This window comes from Pseudomonas sp. HP_08 (genome assembly GCF_055284095.1).
On sequence record NZ_JBTOQC010000001.1, the window covers coordinates 648,928 to 668,773 of the forward strand.

The 19,846-nt window shown below is 64.8% G+C and carries 8 protein-coding genes; 2 read left to right on the top strand and 6 right to left on the bottom strand.

Annotated elements, in window-relative coordinates; translation table 11 throughout:
- Positions 1 to 30 precede the first annotated feature (30 nt).
- Positions 31 to 1,017 carry a TauD/TfdA family dioxygenase gene (locus ACYAS9_RS02910; protein WP_463566796.1) on the bottom strand — a complete coding sequence of 329 codons (987 nt, stop codon included), beginning with the start codon at positions 1,015 to 1,017 and terminating at the stop codon, positions 31 to 33.
- 236 nt (positions 1,018 to 1,253) lie between these two features.
- Here ACYAS9_RS02910 and ACYAS9_RS02915 point away from each other — a divergent pair, with 236 nt between their 5' ends.
- On the top strand, positions 1,254 to 2,213 hold the full coding sequence (locus tag ACYAS9_RS02915) for a siderophore-interacting protein (RefSeq protein ID WP_463566797.1): 960 nt from the start codon (positions 1,254 to 1,256) through the stop codon (positions 2,211 to 2,213).
- Positions 2,214 to 2,284: 71 nt separating this feature from the next.
- Here the strand turns inward: ACYAS9_RS02915 and ACYAS9_RS02920 are convergent, their stop codons facing one another.
- From ACYAS9_RS02920 to ACYAS9_RS02935, 4 genes are all read right to left on the bottom strand, one after another.
- Positions 2,285 to 3,019 (bottom strand): thioesterase II family protein, encoded by a 735-nt coding sequence (locus ACYAS9_RS02920; RefSeq protein WP_463566798.1) that lies wholly within the window; start codon positions 3,017 to 3,019, stop codon positions 2,285 to 2,287.
- A gap of 10 nt (positions 3,020 to 3,029) precedes the next feature.
- On the bottom strand, positions 3,030 to 3,275 hold the full coding sequence (locus ACYAS9_RS02925; protein ID WP_459748815.1) for an MbtH family protein: 246 nt from the start codon (positions 3,273 to 3,275) through the stop codon (positions 3,030 to 3,032).
- Between the two features lie 81 nt (positions 3,276 to 3,356).
- Positions 3,357 to 4,754 (bottom strand): diaminobutyrate--2-oxoglutarate transaminase, encoded by a 1,398-nt coding sequence (locus tag ACYAS9_RS02930; protein WP_463566799.1) that lies wholly within the window; start codon positions 4,752 to 4,754, stop codon positions 3,357 to 3,359.
- 227 nt (positions 4,755 to 4,981) lie between these two features.
- Entirely contained in the window at positions 4,982 to 17,893 is a 12,912-nt protein-coding gene (locus ACYAS9_RS02935) for a non-ribosomal peptide synthase/polyketide synthase (RefSeq protein ID WP_463566800.1), read from the bottom strand.
- 300 nt (positions 17,894 to 18,193) lie between these two features.
- Between ACYAS9_RS02935 and ACYAS9_RS02940 the strand changes: the two genes are divergently transcribed.
- Positions 18,194 to 18,739 carry an RNA polymerase factor sigma-70 gene (locus ACYAS9_RS02940; protein ID WP_463566801.1) on the top strand — a complete coding sequence of 182 codons (546 nt, stop codon included), beginning with the start codon at positions 18,194 to 18,196 and terminating at the stop codon, positions 18,737 to 18,739.
- Between the two features lie 177 nt (positions 18,740 to 18,916).
- On the opposite strand, the gene ACYAS9_RS02945 is transcribed toward ACYAS9_RS02940, so the two are convergent.
- Positions 18,917 to 19,843 carry a cation diffusion facilitator family transporter gene (locus ACYAS9_RS02945; protein WP_463566802.1) on the bottom strand — a complete coding sequence of 309 codons (927 nt, stop codon included), beginning with the start codon at positions 19,841 to 19,843 and terminating at the stop codon, positions 18,917 to 18,919.
- Positions 19,844 to 19,846: the final 3 nt, after the last annotated feature.

Genomic DNA, 19,846 nt, shown 5'->3' on the forward strand with positions numbered 1-19,846 from the left:
GTCGCAAGGGTTTTGCCAAATGCATGAAGGTCAGCCGCGAAGCGCTTCGGAATACCCCTGCGCCATCGCCACGACCACCTTGCGGCTGCCGGTAAACGGCGAGCGCGCATGCGCCGCCAGCATATTGTCGAGCATCAGCACATCGTTTTTGAGCCACGGAAAACTGATGGTGCATTCGTCCAGCACGCCACGAATCTCGTCCAGCAGGCTGTCTTCGATCGGGCTGCCGTCGCCGTAATAGACATTACGCGGCAGGTCTTCCTCGTCGACGATGTCCAGCAAGCTTTCGCGCACTTCCGGCTGCAGGTTGGAGATATGGAACAGGTGCGCCTGGTTGAACCAGACCCATTCCCCGGTCACCGGATGCCGGGCCACGGACTGGCAAATCTGCCGGGTGCGCAGCTCACCGTCGTCTTTCCATTCGCACTGGATATTGTGTCCGCGGCAATAGGCTTCGACGACCGCCGGATCCTCGGTGTTGAACACCTGGTCCCAGTCCACGTCCAGGCCGTTGCCGTAATTGCGCACATACATCAGGCGCTTTTCGATAAAGCGCTCGCGAATCGCGACCGGAATGCGCCGGTAGACTTCGCGACTGTCGGCAATCGGTGTCTCGCCACCGGTTTCAGCCGGGATCACGCTGTAGAACCAGATCTTCATCGGCCATTCCAGGGTGTAGGCCTGTTCGTTGTGCAGCGGAATACTCTGGTGCGCCGGGTATTCGGTGGAGGTGTAGACCCCCTTGGCGACGTTGCTGCGCGGCGTCGAACCGAACTCGTAGTTCAACAGCGGATGGCCAAACGAAGAGGCAAACTCGCGGAACGCTTCATTGCCCGCCACCTCGAAACCGCGAAACAGGATGCCGCCACTTTCGATCAGGTGCCGGTCCACCAGCGGTTTCAACTCGGCAAACGCCTCTTGCAGGCTGATGCCCGGCTCAGGTGCCTGGATCAGCAGCGGCAGGTTGCCCTTGTGCGCTTGCAGCGGCTTGATATCGAAACTCAGCACTTCACTCATGCAATAAACCTCGGGTGCTTGCGAATGCCGGCGGCCGGATTGTCCACGGGCCTGGCACTCGAACAATGATGGGTAGGCGGATCACCAACACACAGGCACTAACAATTTCTGTTTCAAGCTGAACGAGTGCGCAGCCCGGAAAATTAGCCGCCGGTCGACAGACTGCTACTTGGGTAAAGCACGTCGCTACAGGTTCGTCATTCAAGTATCCATCCTTGTAAAAGGCGGCTCCTCCCATGCTTTCCACCCTTTCCAAAAACCTGCGCAGTGCCGTACAAAAAGTCCTTCCGGCGAAAAAGCCCAGCTACCGTCTCTTCGACATTGCGCTCAGAGAACGCATCGACATCAGCCCGTCCCTGACCCGCTTCGTCTTTACCGGGCCTGAAGTGGCGCACATGCAGACCCTCGCCCCGGACCAGCGCGTCAAACTGCTGTTCCCCGGTCCCGATGGCCTGCCGCCGCAACTGCCGCTGGAAGATAACTGGCACCAGACCCTGCGCAACCTCAATCCAACCCAAAAGCCGCCGATGCGCACCTACACCATCCGCGCCTTGCGCACCGAACTGGCCGAGGTCGATGTCGAGTTCGTGCTGCATGGCGAAACCGGGCCGGCTTCACGCTGGGCCACCCACGCCAAGGCGGGTGACCGGCTGCAGATGGTTGCGCCCTATAGTGATTACACAGGCGATCCAGGCGGTTATGAATGGCAACCGCCGGAGGGCATTCGCCATGTGTTGTTGATTGGCGATGAGACGGCGTTGCCGGCAATTGCCGGGATTATCGAGGAGCTGGCCGACCAGCCGCAGCCGCCGCTGGTACAGGCATTCATCGAGGTGCCGCATGCCGGTGACCGGCTGGACATTCGTCAGCCGGCCAATGCCCAGATCAACTGGCTGGTACGCGATGAACAGCAGCTTGAGCATGGCGAAGGCATGCGCAAGGCGGCTCTGGAGCTGGCCACGTTGCCGGAATCAGCGGCACGGGCCAAGGCGCCGCAGAAGATCCACGAAGTGGATATCGACACGCAGATTCTGTGGGATCTGGCCAAGCCATCGGATGCTCAGTTTTATGCCTGGGTCGCAGGGGAATCGGCAGCGGTCATGGCGATTCGGCGGCATCTAGTCGGGGAATTGGGGCTGGATCGACGGGCGCTGACGTTTATGGGCTATTGGCGGTTGGGTCGGGTTCTGGATTGACGCCTTTCGCGGCTAAAGCCGCTCCTACGAGTGCACGCGACCGTAGGAGCTGCTTCAGCAGCGAACAGCCATCACGCACACGCAAGCCGTGAAAACCGGCGCACATCCACCTCAAGGCAATTCCTGAGAATGCGCAGCACCTTGGCTTCCTGCTCGTGAATGAAGAAATGCTTGCCCGGCAGCATTTCCAGCGAGAAGTTGGCGGCGCTTTCGATCTGCCAGGCGATCAACTGCTCTTGCGTGGCCTTGTCTTCCTTGCCGCCCAGCACGTGGACCGGGCAGTTCAGGCGCGGCCGGGTGCGGTACGCGTAGAGGCCGCACAGGCGAAAGTCGGCGCGCAGGACCGGCAAGGTCAGGTCCATCAGTTCCTGGTTGTCGAGCACCTCTTGCGGGGTGCCGTTCAGGTCGCGCAGCTCGGTCTTGAGTTCGTCGTCGGTCTTCGGATCGGCAAAGCCCTTGGCATAGTCGTCGCGCTGCGAGGGCGCGGCGGTGCCGGAGGCGAACAGCGATACCGGTTGCGGGGCGCCGAACTCGCGCAGGGCGTGGGCCATTTCAAAGGCCAGCAGCGCGCCCAGGCTGTGCCCGAACAGGGCGTAGGGACCGTTGATGCGCGGGATGATTTCCTTGACCAGTTGCCGGGCCAGGGCCTGCATGTCGGTCTGCAAGGGCTCGCCGAGGCGTGCGCCGCGGCCGGGCAGCTCGACTGGCTGCACGCTCAGCCACTCGGGCAGCTTGCGCCGCCAGCGGCTATAGACCATGGCGCTGGCGCCAGAATACGGCAGGCAGAAGAGTTGCACGTGTGTCATGGCAAAGACCTCAATGAACGGCCTGGCCTTCCTGTTTCAGGCGCGCCTGCTCTTCCATGTGTTTGCGCAGGCTAAGCGGGCGCATGTCGGTCCAGACTTCTTCGATGTAGGCCAGGCACTCTTTCTTGAAACCGCTCTTGCCAACGGTACGCCAGCCTTTCGGGACTTCCTTGTAGTCGGGCCAGATGGAGTATTGCTCTTCATGGTTGACGACGACCTGGAACAGGATGTCTTCGCGGTCGAATACTGAGGTCATGGTGTGGCTCCGTAGTAAGTCTGAAGGTCGCGAGCGGCGCCGGGCCAGCTCTAAGGATTAAACGAGTGATGCGGAAAAAAATTAAGCCGACGCCACCGCCGCGTGTACGGCCTTGGCAAAAATCCGCGCCACTTCATCGACCTGTTCGCCGGTGATGATCAGCGGCGGCAGAAAACGCACCACGCTGCTGTGGCGGCCGCCCAGTTCCAGGATCAGGCCGCGCTTGAGGCACTCGCGCTGAATGCGCCCGGCCAGCGCGCCGTCGGTCGGTGGGTGGCCCTGGGCATCGGGCTGGCCGTGCGGGTCGACCACTTCGACGCCGAGCATCAGGCCCAGGCCGCGTACGTCGCCCAGGTGCGGGACCTTTTTTTGCAGCTCCAGCAAGTGGGTGCGCAGGCGCTGGCCGACGTCGGCGGCGTGGCTGACCAGGTTGTGTTCTTCGATGTAGCGAATCACCGCCGAGCCTGCGGCCATGGCCATCTGATTGCCGCGGAAGGTGCCGGCGTGCGCGCCCGGCTGCCAGCTGTCGAGCCAGTCCTGATAGACCATCACCGCCAGCGGCAGGCTGCCGCCGATGGCCTTGGACATCACCACCACGTCGGGAACGATGCCGGCGTGCTCGAAGGCGAACAGCTTGCCGGTGCGGCCGAAGCCGGTCTGGATCTCGTCGATGATCAGCGGAATGTGGTGCCGTGCGGTGATCTCGCGCAGGCCGCGCAGCCAGGTGTTGGCCGCCGGAATCACCCCGGCTTCGCCCTGCACCGCTTCGACGATGATCGCCGCCGGCGGCTGCACGCCGCTTTCAGGATCGCTGAGCAGGTTTTCGAGGTAATGCAGGTTGGTCTTCACACCCGCCTCGCCGCCCTGGCCGAACGGGCAGCGGTAGTCGTAGGGGAATGGCATGAATTGCACGCCGGTGCTGAGCAACGCGCCCAGCGGGGTCTTGGCCTTGAGGTTGCCCATCAGGCTCAGCGCGCCCTGGCTCATGCCGTGGTAGCCGCCATGAAAAGCGATGACCGTGCTGCGACCGGTGGCGATGCGCACCAGTTTCAGCGCCGCCTCTACCGCGTCGGTGCCGGTCGGGCCGGTGAACTGGATCTTGGCCTTGGCCGCGAACTCCGGCGGCAGGACGGCGAACAGGTCCTGGACGAAGCGGTCCTTGACCGGCGTGCTCAGGTCCAGGGTGTGCAGCGGCAGTTCATCGTCGAGCACCTGGCGAATCGCATCGGTGACCACCGGGTGGTTATGCCCCAGCGCCACGGTGCCGGCGCCGGCCAGGCAGTCGATGAACACCCGGCCTTCGACATCCTCGACATAGATGCCACGCGCACGCTTGAGCGCCAGCGGAATCCGGCGCGGGTAACTGCGCGCGTTGGACTCCTGCTGTTTTTGCCGGGCCAGGATCGGGTTGTCCTCGAACCGGTAGTCCTTTTCTTCGTCGTGGGCCTTGATCGGGCTTTCGGCAAACGCTGTGCTCATGGTTGCGCTCCTGAATGAAATGAAAAGCCGTGAAAAATCCTGCTGTGTACCTGATACAACGCCATTGCCTGGTCAACAGGGACCCGGTAGGAGCGCGCTTGCCGGAATGCCGGACCACCGCGACTGAGTGCGCTAGCACTCACAAAAATCTATGAAACGCCACAAATTTACGACTGCTAACGCAGCCGGTCGCCGGCAAGCGGGCTCCTACAGGTATGTTTCTCTGTTCACAGCGCCTCCAGACGCGCCATCAGGTCGTCGATGGCGCTGACTTTCTGCTCGGTCAGCGCGGCGCCGTCGAGTTTTTCGATGTGCTGCGCCAGTTCCTGCACCGTGCTGCATTCGAACATCGCCCGCAGCGGGACGCTGCGTTGCAGGGCCTGCTGGACCCGCGAGGCGATCTGGGTGGCCAGCAGCGAGTGGCCGCCCAGGTCGAAGAAGTTGTCGGTGACGCCAACCCGCTCGACGCCGAGCACTTCGCTCCAGATGCGCGCCAGGGTGGTTTCAAGCTCGGAGCCCGGCGCCTGATAGTGCTCGGCGGCGCTGAATTCCAGGGCTGGCAGGGCCTTGCGGTCGAGCTTGCCGTTGGGGTTGAGCGGCAGTTTGTCGAGCACCTGCCAGTGACGCGGCACCATGTACTCGGGCAGGTTCTGCGCCAGGTGCGCCTTGAGCGCATCGAAGTCCGGCGTGGCGTTTTTGCCAACCACATAGCCGACCAGGTATTGGCCGGTGGCGGTGTGTTGCGCGGCTACGGCGGCATCGTGGACATCCGGCCACTGGCGCAGGCGTGCTTCGATTTCGCCCAGCTCGATGCGGTAGCCGCGAATCTTCACCTGATGGTCGACGCGGCCGACGTACTCCAGCACGCCATCGTCGCGGCGTCGGGCCAGGTCGCCGCTGCGGTACAGGCGTTCGCCCGGCGCGCCGAACGGATTGGGCAGGTAGCTGGTGGCGGTGCGCAGCGGGTCGTTGAGGTAGCCGCGACCCACACCGGTGCCGGCGATGAACAGCTCGCCATGCGCCAGGGTGGCGACGGGTTGCAGTTCATCGTCGAGCAGGTACAAGCGGTTGTTGTCGGTCGGTGTGCCGATCGGCAGGTAGCTGCCGGCGGTGGAGGCTTCATCCACCGGGAACAGCGCCACATCGTCGGAGCACTCGGCCGGACCATAAGCGTTGACCAGCGTGACCGTCGGGTAACGCTGCAACCACTGTTGCGCCAGCGCCGGCGGCATGGCTTCGCCGGTCGGCAGCAGCCAGCGCAGGTGATCGAGCGTGGCCGGCGGCTCGGCGAGCAGGCTCTGGATCAGCGACGGCACGCTTTCCAGCACGCTGATGCCGGTGTCCTGCACATGGCGCAGCAAGGCGGCCGGGTCATGGGCGATCAGGTCCGGGACGATCTCGACCCGCGCACCGCACAGCGCGGCAGCGAGGAACTGCCACACCGAGATGTCGAAGCTTTGCGAGGCGGTCTGGGCGATCACCGAGTGTTCGTTCAGGTTGAAATACGGCACCTTGCTCAACTGGTTATTGAGCATGCCCGCCTGATGCACCGCCACGCCCTTGGGCACGCCGGTGGAGCCGGAGGTGTAGATCACGTACGCCAGGTGCTGGCCGCTGACGGCGATGTTGAGTGCCGACTCGTTGCCTGCGCTGTCCTGAATCGCGTCCCAGACCAGCAGCTGTGGCCGGCCGCTGGCGCAGCCCAGTTCTTCAAGCAGCTCTTCGGCTTGCTGGCGGCAGGCGGCGCTGCACACCAGCACCTGCGCGGCGCTGGTGTCGACGATTTGTGCCAGGCGCTGTTGCGGGTGCGCCGGGTCCAGCGGCAGGTAACCGGCGCCGGCCTTGAGGGTGCCGACCATCATGCCCAGCAGCGGCAAGCTGCGTTCAGCGAGAAGCGCCACTGGCTGGTCGGGCTGCACCCCGGCCGCCAGCAACGCATGACCCAGACGATTGGCGCGACGGTCAAGCTCGGCATAACTCCACTGCTCGCCCATACAGGCGGCGGCGATGCGTTCGGGGTGCGCGGCCACGCGGGCTTCGAACAGCGGCACATAACCCTGTTGCAGCGGGTAGTCGCGGTCGCTGCGGTTGCAGTCTTCGATCAGGAAACGACGCTCGTCATCGGCCACCAGCGCCAAAGCGGAGAAGTCCTGTTCAAAGCCGTCGGCAAGGGCCAGCAGCAAGCGCTGGAAGTCGCCGAGCAGGCGTTCGACGGTCGGGGCGTCGAAGAAGCGCTGGTCGTAGGACAGGTGCAGGCCCAAGTCGTCACCGGGGTAACAGACCACGGTCAACGGGTAGTTGGTGTGCGTGCGCCCGGAACCGGAGCGCGCATTCAGGCCTTCGGCGCCTTGCAGCACGGTGGCGTCGACCGGGGCGTTTTCGAACACGAACAGGCTGTCGAACAGCGGCTGGCCCTTGGGCAGTTCGCTGCATTCCTGAATGCTCACCAGCGGCAGGTGCTCGTGCTCGCGCAGCTCCAGGTTGCGCTCGAACAGTTGCTGCAACCACTGGCGCACGCTCAGGCGCTCGCCGGCCGCCGGCATCGGCACGCGCAGCGGGATGCTGTTGATGAACAGGCCGACGCAGTTCTGCATCTGCGGCAGGCTCGCCGGGCGACCGGCCACGGTGACGCCGAACAGCACGTCGCGCTCGCCGCTGTAGCGACGCAGCACCAGCGACCAGGCGGCCTGGGCAAAGGTGTTGACGGTCAACTGGTGCGCTTGCGCCAGCTCTTTCAGGCGCAGGCCTTGTTCCGGCAGCAGGCGGCTGTAGGCGTCGCCGACAATCATGCCGCCGTTGTCGTGCAGGATCGGCCGGTCGCTGGGGATCAGCGTCGGGCGTTCGAAGCCGCTCAGCGCCTGGCGCCAGTAAATGCTCGATTGCTCCAGGCCCTGTTGATGCAGCCACGAAATGAACTCGCGGTAGCGCGGCGGCGCGCTCAGGTTGGCCTCGCGGCCTTCGCCGAGGGCCTGATAGAAGGCAAAGAAATCGCCCATCATGATCGAGCGGCACCAGGCATCGATGAGGATGTGGTGGTTGCTCATGATGAACCAATGGCGGTCGGCGGCCAGACGAATCAGGCGCAGGCGCAGCGGCGGTGTTTCCAGCAGGTTGAAACCGGCCAGGCGTTCGGTTTCGAGCAGGCTTTGCAGGCGCGCTTCATGGCCGTCGGCGGGCAGCGCGCTCCAGTCGAGGAACTCGACGCCGTCACCGTCGCCGCGATGAATGATCTGCAGCATCTGCTCGCCGGTGTTCCAGGCAAACGAGGCGCGCAGCGCTTCATGGCGAGCGACGACCTGGCGCCAGGCACGCTCGAAGCACGGTACATCGAGCACGCTGTCGATGCTGTAGCGGTCCTGCATGAAATAGATGCCGGTGCCGGCTTCCAGCAAGGTGTGCAGCAGCATGCCTTCCTGCATCGGCGTCAACGGAAAGATGTCGTCGATGGCGTTGAACGGCAGCGGCAAGGCATCCAGCTGCGGCTGGCTCAGGTGCGCCAGCGGGAAGTCCGACGGCGTGATGCCACCGGCCTCGGGCGTCACACAATGGGCGATCAGCGCGTGAAGTTCGGCCTGGTAGCTGGCCGCCAGACGCTCGATGGTTTCGGGGCGGAACAGCTTGTCGCTGAAGGTCCAGCGCAGGGTCAGCTCGCCGCCGTACACCTGACCGTCGACGCTCAGCCAGTTCGGCAGCGCGGCATCGGGCGCATGTTGTGCACCGCCCGCCTCGTCCAGCGGACGCAGCAGCGCATCGTCGGCAAAGCCCTGGTCGAACTGGCCCAGGTAGTTGAAGGTGATTCGCGCTTCAGGCAAGGCGGCCATGGCGCGACGGCTGTGTGTGTCGGCCAGATAGCGCAGTACGCCGTATCCCAGGCCCTTGTGCGGCACGCCGCGCAGGTGTTCCTTGATCGCCTTGAGGCTGGCGCCGGGATCACTGGCGGGCGTCAGGCGCAGCGGGTAGGCACTGGTGAACCAGCCCACGCTGCGGCTCAGGTCGATGTCGTCGAACAGCTCTTCGCGGCCATGGCCTTCAAGCTGCACCAGGGCCGAATCCTGCCCGGTCCAGGCGCACAGGGTGCGCGCCAGTGCGGTGAGCAACAGGTCGTCGACCCGGGCGCGGTAGGCTTGCGGCGCCTGGTTGAGCAGTTGGCGAGTGCTGTCGGCATCCAGCGTCAGGCTGACCCGGCGCGCATCGCGCTCAAGGTTCGGCTCGCCGCTGAAATCACGCGGCAGCTCACTGTCGCCACCTTGCAACCGGGTCTGCCACCAGCCCAGTTCTTCGCGCAGCGACTCGCTGCCGGCATAGGCTTGCAGACGACCGGCCCAGTCACGCAGCGAGCTGGTCTTGGCCGGCAGGCTGATTGTCTGGCCCTGTTCCAGTTGGCGATAAACCGTTTGCAGGTCTTCGAGCAATACTCGCCAGGACACACCGTCCACCGCCAGGTGATGGATCGCCAGCAGCAGACGCTCGGGGGCGCCGGGCACCAGCACCGCGCGCAGCAGCGGGCCGTGTTGCAGGTCGAGGCTTTGCTGGGCCTGTTCGAATACGGCCAGGCGTTGTTCGGCGTTATCCGCCAGGCGCACCCACAGCAACTCCTGAGTGGCGTCATGCGCCGGGTATTCGGCGTGTGCGTCCGGCGTAAAACGCAGGCGCAAGGCGTCGTGGTGCGCCACCAGTGCTTGCAGGGCCTGTTCCAGCAGCACCGCTTGCAGCGGCTGGGCGCTTTGCAGCAGCAGCGACTGGTTCCAGTGTTGCGGGTTGGCCTGCGGCGTCTCGAAGAACCAGTGCTGAATCGGCGTCAGTGCCGTCTCGCCCAGCACCGGGCCCTGGTCGATGCTCAGGCGCTGGCTCTGTTTCGCGGCGGCGGCCAGGGTGCGCACGCTCTGGTGCAGGAACAGGTCCTTGGCGCTGAAATGCACACCGGCCTGGCGGGCGCGGCTGACCACCTGAATCGACAGGATCGAGTCGCCGCCCAGGGAAAAGAAGTTGTCGTCGATGCCGATGCGCGGCACGCCGAGCACCGATTGCCAGACCTCGGCCAGGCTCTGCTCGACCGGGTTGCGCGGCGCCTGATAGGCGTTCTGTGCGGCAGCCAGGTCCGGCTGTGGCAAGGCGCGGCGGTCGAGTTTGCCGTTGGCGGTCAGCGGGAAGCGCTCCAGCACCATCAGGTGCGCGGGCACCATGTGTTCCGGCAGCGCGACCAGCAATTGGGCTTTCAGCTCGGCGACCAGTGCATCGTTGGCCTGCGCCGACTCGGCCAGCAGATAGCCGACCAGTTGTTTGCCGGACGGACCGTCGAGGGCCAGCACCACCGCTTCGCGGACATCCTCATGGGCCAGCAGGCTGGCTTCGATTTCACCCAGTTCGATGCGGAACCCGCGCACCTTGACCTGTTGGTCGATACGCCCGAGGTATTCCAGCTGGCCGTCGCGGCCCTGGCGCACCAGGTCGCCGGTGCGGTACAGGCGACCGCCTGCGGAATCGAACGGGTCGGCGACAAAGCGCTCGGCGCTCAGGCCGGCGCGGCCCAGATAACCCCGCGCCAAGCCGTAGCCACCGACATACAGCTCGCCGCTGGCACCGCCCGGCACCAGCGCCAGGTCGGCGTCAAGCACATACAGGCTGCGTGCCCCGACCACACGGCCGATCGGCACGCTGCCCAGCCCTTCCGGCAACTCATCAGGCGCGGCGCAGGCGGTCGGCATGACCACGGTTTCGGTCGGGCCGTAGGCGTTGAATACGGTCTGCGGGCTGAAGGTGTCGCGCAGGGTGTGCAGGTGTTCCGGGGTCAGCGCTTCGCCGCCGGTGATGATCAGGCGCACCGGCAGTTGCTCGTCATGGCTGCGCAGCCACTGCGCCAGTTGCCCGCCGTAGCTGGGGGTAAAGCCGAGCACGTTGATGTTATGGGTGCGGATCAGGCCGCAGATCGACTCGGCGTCCCACTGGCCCTGTTCGCGCAGCACCACTTCGGCGCCGAACAGCAGCGGCACCAGCAAGCGCTCGGTGGCGGCATCGAAGTTGATCGAATAGAAATGCAGTTCGCAGTCGGCAGGGTTGGTGCCGAACAGTTCGCCCACGGCCTGGCAGTGCATGGCCAGCGGACCTTGTTCCACGGCCACGCCTTTGGGCAGGCCGGTGGAGCCTGAGGTGTAGATCAGATAGGCCAGATGCTCGGGCAGGCTGCGCTCGGCAGGGTCGCTGCTCGGGTAAGCCGCCAGCGCCGGCAGGTCCTGTTCCAGGCTCCAGGCATAGACCGTGTCCGGCAGCGGCGCGAGTTGTTCGAACAGGATATCGTGGCCCAGCAGCACGCTGAGATGGCTGTCTTCGATCATGTAGCGCAGGCGTTGTTGCGGGTATTCCGGATCCAGCGGCACATAGGCGCCACCGGCCTTGAGCACCGCCAGCAGGCCGACCACCATGTCCAGCGAACGGCGCAGGGCCAGGCCCACGCGTACTTCGGGGCCGACGCCCAGTTCGATCAGTTGATGCGCCAGGCGGTTGGCCCGCGCATTGAGTTCGGCGTAGGTCAGCGACTCGCCGGCGCAGGTCAGCGCACGGCCATACGGCGTGGCCTGGACCTGACGCTGGAACAGCGCGGCCACGCTGAGCGGGGTTTCTTCGTTCAGCGCAGGACCACGGCCGCTGTCGAGCAACGCCTGGCGCTCAGGTGCGCTCAGCAACGGCAGTTCGCTCAGGCGCGTGTCCGGTGCGTCGAGCATGCCGCGCAGCAGTTGCTGCCAGTGGCCGGCCATGGCTTCGATGCGCTCGGCGTCGAACAGGTCGGTGCTGTAGGTCAGGCAGCAACGCAGTTGCGCGTCGAAGTCGGTGACCTCCAGGTTGAGGTCGAACTTGGTGGCGCGGGCATCGTTGACCAGATAGTCGACCTGCACGCCGCCGGCCAGTGCGCGCTGCTGCTGGAATTCCCAGCGCTGCACGTTGCACATCACCTGGAACAGCGGGTTGAAGGCGGCGCTGCGTTGCGGGTGCAGGGCCTCGACCAGATGGTCGAACGGAATGTCCTGGTGCGACTGGCCGTCGATGGCCACCTGGCGCACCTGATCGAGCAGTTCGCTGACGCGCATCTGGCCATGCGGCTGGATGCGCAGCACCTGGGTGTTGAGGAAGGCGCCGATCAGCCCTTCGCTTTCCGGACGAATGCGGTTGGCCAGCGGCACGCCGATGCGCAGGTCGTCCTGGCCGCCGTAGCGGTACAGCAACACGCTCAGCGCAGCGGTCATGGTCATGAACAGGGTCAGGCCGCGCTCGCTGTTGAAGCGGCTGACCTGACGCGCCAGGTTTTCATCCAGATCAAAACGATGCAGCTCGCCGCGAGCGCTTTGTACGGCCGGGCGTGGCCGGTCGGTGGGCAGGGTCAGCAGCGGCTGCTCGCCGCCCAGTTGCGCCAGCCAGTAATCGCGCTGGCGCTGCATCTCACCGGCTTCGAGCCACTGGCGATGCCAGGCGCTGTAGTCCAGGTACTGCACCGGCAACGGCGCCAGCGGCGACTCGCGGCCCTCGACAAAGGCGCCATACAGCGCCGACAGTTCGCGGGCGAAGATGTCCATCGCCCAGCCTTCGGTGACGATGTGGTGCAGGGTGATCAGCAGGTGATAATCCTGCTCGGCGCTTTGCACCAGGCAGACGCGCAGCAACGGACCACGCTCAAGGTCGAACGGCGCGTGCGCCTGTTCATCGGCCAGACGCTCGATGCTCGCCTGACGCTCGGCTTCAGGCTGCGCGCTGATGTCCAGCTGTTGCAGGTGCACATCGGACTGTTCGGCGACCCGCTGCCACGGTTTGCCGTTGTCGCTCGGAAACGTGGTGCGCAGGCTTTCATGGCGCTGAATCAGCGCCTGCAAGGCGCGTTCGAAGGCCGGCACCTCCAGCGCACCGCGCAAGCGTGCCATGCCGCCGACGTTGTACGCAGGGCTGTCCGGGTCAAGCTGCCAGAGGAACCACATGCGCTGCTGCGAATACGACAGCGGCACGCGCTGGTTGCGATCGATCAGGGCGATAACGCCCTGGTTATCGACCTGACCGCTGGCCTGCGCACGCGCCACCCAGGCGGCGAATGCCAGCAGGGTGCGCGACTCGAACAGGCTGCGCAGCGGCAGCTCGACGCCGAATGCCTGCCGCGCACGCGAGACGATGCGCGTGGCCAGCAACGAATGCCCGCCCAGCTCGAAGAAATCGTCGTCCAGGCCGACCTGCGCCAGCTCAAGCATTTCGCTCCAGATCGCCGCCAGGCCGCGCTCCAGATCGTTGCGCGGCGCACGGTACTCACGCTGCGCCGCCTCCGGCTGTGGCAAGGCGCGACGGTCGAGTTTGCCGCTGGGTGTCAGCGGCAGTTCCGCCAGGCGCAACACATGCGCCGGGATCATCGGCTCGGGCAAGGCGGCGCGCAGGGCGGCACGAATGCGCTCGCTCAGTTCCACCGGCGACTCGTTGCCGTCGGCCACCAGATAGGCGAGCAACTGCCCGCCGCCGGCGCCTTCGCCAAGAATCACCACCGCCTGGCGTACGCCGGGCTGGGCGAGGATTTCGCTGCGGATTTCATCCAGCTCGATGCGCACGCCACGCAGCTTGACCTGCTCGTCCAGGCGGCCGAGGTAGTCCAGCGCGCCGTCGCCACGCCAGCGCGCCAGGTCGCCGCTGCGGTACACACGCTGACCGTCTTCGGCCGGCAAAAAGCGGCTGGCGGTCAGTGCCGGCTGGCCCAGATAGCCGCGCGCCAGGGCGTTGCCGCCCAGCAGCAGTTCGCCCCGCGCACCGACCGGCGCCAGTTGCCAGTCGGCCTCACGAATTTCAGTGATTACATTGCTCAATGGCCGGCCGATCGGCACCCGCGCGCCGGGCTCACCGACGCACGGCCAATGGGTGACGTTGATCGCGCTTTCGGTCGGGCCGTAGCGGTTGTGCAAGGCGACCTGCGGCAGGCGCTGCTGAATGCGCCGGCACAGCTCGGCCGGCAGCGCCTCGCCACCGGAGAACAGGTGACGCAGGCTGCTGCACTGTTCGACCTGTTGCTCGTCGATGAACAGTTGCAGCAACGGCGGCACGAAGTGCAGCAGGGTCACGCCGTGTTCGCTGACCAGCTCGACCAGGCGACGCGGGTCGCGGTGCTCGCCGTTGGCGGCCAGCACCAGCTGGCTGCCGGAGATCAGCGGCAGGAAGCATTCCCACAGCGAAACGTCGAAGCTCAACGGCGCCTTTTGCAGCAGCACATCGCGTGGGCCGACCGCGTATTCGCGCTGCATCCAGCCCAGTCGCTCGACCAGCGCACCGTAGCTGTTGCCGACCGCCTTGGGCAGGCCGGTGGAGCCGGAGGTGTAGATCACATAGGCGAGGTTGTGCGGGTGCACGTCGATGGCCGGCGCGCTGTCGGCGCCCGGACCGTTGGCAACAGCGTCCAGCGCCAGGGTGGCGATGCGTGCCGGCACGTCGAACGTGTCGAGTACTTGTTGCTGGCCCAGCAACAGGGCAATGCCGCTGTCGGCGAGCATGAACTGCAAGCGCTCACGCGGGTAATCCGGGTCCAGCGGCACGTAAGCACCGCCGGCCTTGACGATGGCGACGACCGCGACCATCAGCTCCAGCGAACGCTCGGCCAGCACACCGACGCGCACTTCCGGGCCGACACCGTGCGCTTGCAGGCGCAGCGCCAGATGGTTGGCCTGGCGCTCGAGTTCGGCGTAGCTCAGCGACTGACCGGCAAAGATCAGCGCGGTCTGCGCCGGTGTGCTGGCGGCTTGCAGCGACAGGCGCTGCGCCAGTTGCCAGCCCGGCTGTGGCTGCGGGTTGCTGCCCCAGCTGTGCAGTTGCCGGGATTCTTGCTCACCCAGCAACGGCAGATCGCCGAGTGGTTGATCAGGGTGCGCGCAAACCTGCTCCAGCAGGCTGACGAAGTGCCCGGCAAAACGCTGGATGGTTGCTGCTTCAAACAGCTCGACGGCGTAGTCGAACGACAGGCGAATGCGCCCTTGCGGGTCCTCTTCGCTGTGCAATTGCAGGTCGCACTTGGCCTCGCGGCTGTGCCATGGCAGTTCTTCGGCAAGCAGGCCGGGCAAGCGCTTGAGTGCATCGGTATTGCGTTGCAGGTGGTTGAACATCACCTCGAAACCGGCCGCATCGCCCAGGGCGGCGCTAACCTGTTCGTAGTCGATGGCCTGATGCGCCTGCGCGGCCTGCACGCGGGCGCTGACCGCCGTCAGCAGGCTATGGAAATCCTGGCGTGAATCCAGCGCCGAACGCAGCACCTGGGTGTTGATGAAGAAGCCGATCAGGCCCTGGGTTTCGAGCAACGGGCGGTTGGCATTCGGCACGCCGACGCGGATATCGTTCTGACCGGTGTAGCGTTGCAACAGGGTCTGGAAGGCGGCGAGCAACAGGCTGAAGGTACTGACCTGACGGCTGCGCGCCAATGCATGCACACGTTCGCCCAATGCTTTGTCCAGGCGCAGGCTCAGGCGCTCGGCGGCCGACGGCGTGGCGCTGCGCGGGCGGTCCAGCGGCAAGGCCAACGGCTCGCGCTCACCCTCCAGCGCCTCGCGCCAGTAATCGAGCTGACGCTGTTGTTCAGCGGCATCGACGCTGTCGCGCTGCCAGGCGGCATAGTCGGCGTACTGAACGCCCAATGGTTCCAGCGCCAGGTTCTGGCCCTGGCTGTAGGCACCATACAGGCGGGCGAACTCATCCAGCAGAATGCCCAGCGACCAACCGTCGGCGACGATGTGGTGCAGGGTCACCAGCAGCAGGTGATCGTCCTCATCGAGGCTGACCAGCTTGATGCGCAGCAACGGGCCGTTTTCCAGATCGAAGCGGCTGTGTGCTTCGGCCTCCTGGATTGTGCGGGCACGGGCTTCACGCTCGGACGCCGGAAATTCGCTGAGGTCTTCGCGCAGCAGCGACCCGTCAGCGTGGCCAAAAATGCGTTGCAGGCCAATACCGTCCTGCTGCAAGAAGCGCGTGCGCAGGGCTTCGTGGCGTTCGATCAGGGTGCTGAAGGCGCGCTGCACCGCCGGCACGTCCAGTTCACCGCGCAGGCGCAGGCCGCCGGGAATGTTGTAGGCGACGCTGTCCGGTTGCAGTTGCCAGAGGAACCACAGGCGATTCTGCGCCGCCGATTGCGCCAGCGCGCCGTCGCGAGGCAAGCGCGCGATGCCGGTCGATTGCCCGGTATGGCCTTCGACGGCGGCGATGAACTGCGCCAGGGTCGGCGCCTCGTAGAGGGTGCGCAGTTGCACGTCCAGGCCCAGCTCGTCGCGCAGTTCGGCGACCATCTGGATCGCCTGGATCGAGTTGCCGCCCTGGCCGAAGAAGCTGGCGTCGGCGCTCAGGGTTTCGACCTTGAGGGCCTCGCACCAGGCGCGCTGGATGCGCTGCGCGATTGTCTGGGTTGTAGCGACCGACTGTGCGGCAGCCTCTGGCTCGCCCTGACGCCACAGGGTTACCGCTTGCAAGGTGCCGTCCTTGAGCTGCGCGGCGCAGGCCGAGCGTTGCAGTTTGCCGCTGGAGGTCTTGGGCAGGCTGCCCGGTTCCAGCAACGCGACCAGCGCCGGGGTTTCACGGTGTGCTTCAGCCACCGCCAGGCGAATCTGCTCGATCAGTTGCTCGGGCGCTTGCTGGCTTTGCGCACGGCGCCCGACTTCGGCGGCGATGCCAAACGACTCGACGCCGTCATGCTGCACCGGAAACACCGACACCCGGCCCTTGCGCACGGCCTCGATCTGGCTTTCGACGGTGCGCTCGATGTCCTGTGGATAAAGATTCTGGCCACGCACGATCAGCATGTCCTTGATCCGCCCGCTGACATACAACTGGCCGTCCTGCATGAAACCCAGGTCGCCGGTGCGCAGCCAGTGGCCGCCGTCATGTGCGAAGAAAGCCTTGGCGGTCGCCTCGGGATTGCGCCAGTAGCCACGGGCAATGCTCGGGCCGCCGCTGCAAATCTCGCCGACCCGGCCTTCGCCCAGTGCAGCACCGGTGTCGACGTCAAGAATCAGCACCGGGTGTTCCGGCTGCGGCCAGCCGCAACTGGCCAGCGTGCTGCCTTGCCCAGGCACGGCGCGATGGGCGCCCAGCGCCTCGGCGTCCAGTTGCAGGCTGTCGATGCCCTGCCCCGGACGGCTGCCGGTGACGAACAGCGTGGCCTCGGCCAGGCCGTAGCTGGCCAGGTAATTTCTGGCCTCGAAGCCACAGGCGGCAAAGCGCCCGGCAAAGTCGTGCAGGCTGTCCTGACGGATCGGCTCGGCGCCGGAAAACGCCACGCGCCAGTGGCGCAGATCGAGCCCGACCAGCTTGCTGTCGTTGATGCGCTCGAAGCACAGGCGATAGGCGAAATCCGGACCGCCGCTGATGGTGCCGCGAAAGCGGCTGATCGCGTCCAGCCAGCGCAACGGGCGCTCAAGGAAATACTGCGGCGACATCAGCACCACGCCGACGCCGCTGTAGATGCCTTGCAACAAACCGCCGATCAGGCCCATGTCGTGGTACAGCGGCAGCCAGCTGACGATCACGTCCTGCGCGTCGATGGCGTAGCCCTGGCGGATCAGGAACGAGTTGGCTTCCAGGTTGGCATTGCTGACCTGCACGCCCTTGGGCGTCGAGGTGGAGCCTGAGGTGTACTGCAAGAACGCGATGTCTTCGGCCAGCGGCGCATGGGTGGTCCATGGGCTTTGTATCTCGGCGTTCAGCTCATCGACCGCCAGCAACTGCGGAATGCGCGCGCCATGCTGCGCCTCGGTGTCACGCAATGCCGGCAGCAATTGCGCGGCGGTGAGGATCACGCTCGGCTGGGCATCGGCGACGATCGACAGCAGGCGTTCCAGGTGCTGCGAGCGGGTCGATTCCGGCGGGTAGGCCGGCACGGCAATGACGCCGGCGTACAGGCAGGCAAAGAACGCCGCCACGTAGTCAGGGCCGCTGGGCAGCAGCAACAGCGCGCGATCACCGGGCGTAAAGCGCCGGGCCAGTTCGCTGGCGATCACTTGCGCCCGGGCGTCGAGCTCGCGGTAGGTGAGTACCAGGCCCTCTTCGCTCTGGCCATCGAGAAAACGCAAGGCCGGTTCATCGCCACGTGTCGCGGCGTGGCGCATCAATGCGTGAGCCAGAGATATCGGGCGCTCGAAGAAGTTTGCCATCGCTGTACCAGTCCTCAATCCATGCGTGGGGCACGGCGCGCTGCACCAGACTCTGTGACTGGGAGACGACCGTGTTTACATGGAGTTGAAGACGGGTATCGAGGAGAAAAAATTAGTTACTTTTAGCGCTATGAACGCACCAGAACGGCGCACGGCGGTGCTGTAGTAGCACACAAATAGCACTTAGCTTAGATCCTAAAAAATAATGATTATCATTTGACACCTTGCAGCACCAGCACTACCTTGTCACCGCCGCAGGGAAATCGACCTCTTTATAACTTTCGTCGCATAGGCAAAATCATGCAGGAATATGGATCCGTAAAGCCAGCTCAAGAGACTTCTGCACCGTCGCTTCTGGAAGCCTTACTGGATAACCGTAATACCCTGATCAAGACCGCTGCCCGGATTACGGGCTGCCACAGTCGCGCTGAAGATGTGGTGCAGGATGCATTTCTGAGATTGGCCAACACCCCCAAGGTGACGCTGCCACTCAGGGCACAGATCAGTTACGTATTTCGCATTGTCCGCAACCTCGCCATTGACCACTACCGCAAGCAGGCGATGGAACAGAAGTACTCCGGTAGTGAGGAGGAAGGTTTGAACGTTGCCGTTCAAGGGTCTACTCCAGAGAGCCAGAACCTCGATCATGAGACCTTGATGATCGTCGACGCAGCCCTCAACGAACTGCCTAAACGCACCCGCTACGCCTTTGAAAGCTACCGTTTGCACGGGGTTCCACAGAAGGACATCGCCAAGGAACTCGGTGTATCGCCGACCCTGGTCAACTTCATGATCCGTGACGCGATGGTGCACTGCCGCAAGGTCTTGGGCGAGCGCGTGCAGTAAGGCAGCTTCACCCCCTTCAAACTGCATGAACAGGCGGTTCGACCGTCTTTTCATGGTTGTCGGCTTCAAACGTTCACGCAGATCCGCACCGTTAGCATGGCCGCCTTATATGGCGAAAACATGTGATTTTTGCGGATATCCGGCGACAGATTAATCGCTGTTTAATGACACACACGTTCACCGCGCCCATTGCGGGTCGGTGGTGAAGGCGATGGTCAGCCAGCGGTTCGGCCCTTCCCCGCCGATGGCCTCTCCCACCCCATTGCGCACCGCGTCCCAGTCGGCCAGGGTCCAGGCGGGCCAGTCTTCCGGCACGATGAAATACAGCTCGATCTGCCGGGCGCGGCCGACCTTGGCGACATAGGCCTGCCAATCCTTGAACCCATACTGCGCAACGACCTTGGCGGCGACGTCATCGACGTGTTGTTTCAGTGCTGGCGGGGTCACCATCAGCACGTCCGAAAACGCCTGGCGAATGGTCAGCACCGGGATGGGGATGATGATCAGGCAAATGATCGCCAGCACCGCAGGGTCGATATACGGGCCGAGCCAGGCCCAGGCGGTGTTTTCCAGCAGCGCGCCGACGATGAAGGCAATCAGCAACGCCAGCGAGATGCTGCCGGACATGATCCAGGCCTTGGCATCCAGCGCAACGAAGTCTGAGCGGATGCGTTTATTGGCGCGAAATTCCAGCACCGCCAGGCTGAAGCAGATCAAGCTGGTGAGCGCCGCATAGACAATCGCAAAGCCGAATTCCAGGTGCCGCCCGCCACTGAGCAGGCTGCCGATGGCGTTGATCAATGCATACAGCGACACCCCGCACAGCAGCGTGCCGTTGATCGCCAGCACCATCGGTTCCAGGTGCCAGAAGCCCATGTTGAAGCGTTCGGCCAGGCGCCGGCTGGCATCGCCTTCGGTGGTGTGGCGGCGAATCAGGGTGGCGACGATCAGCGCCAGCACGCTCATGCTGGCATCGGCCAGCGAATAGACGCCGTCGAAGACAATCGAGAACGAACCCGACAGCAGGCCGAAGACGATGCCGAAGCCGGCCACCAGTACGGTGATGATGATCGACAGGCGCAGCAGGCCTTGCTCGGTGTTCATGTC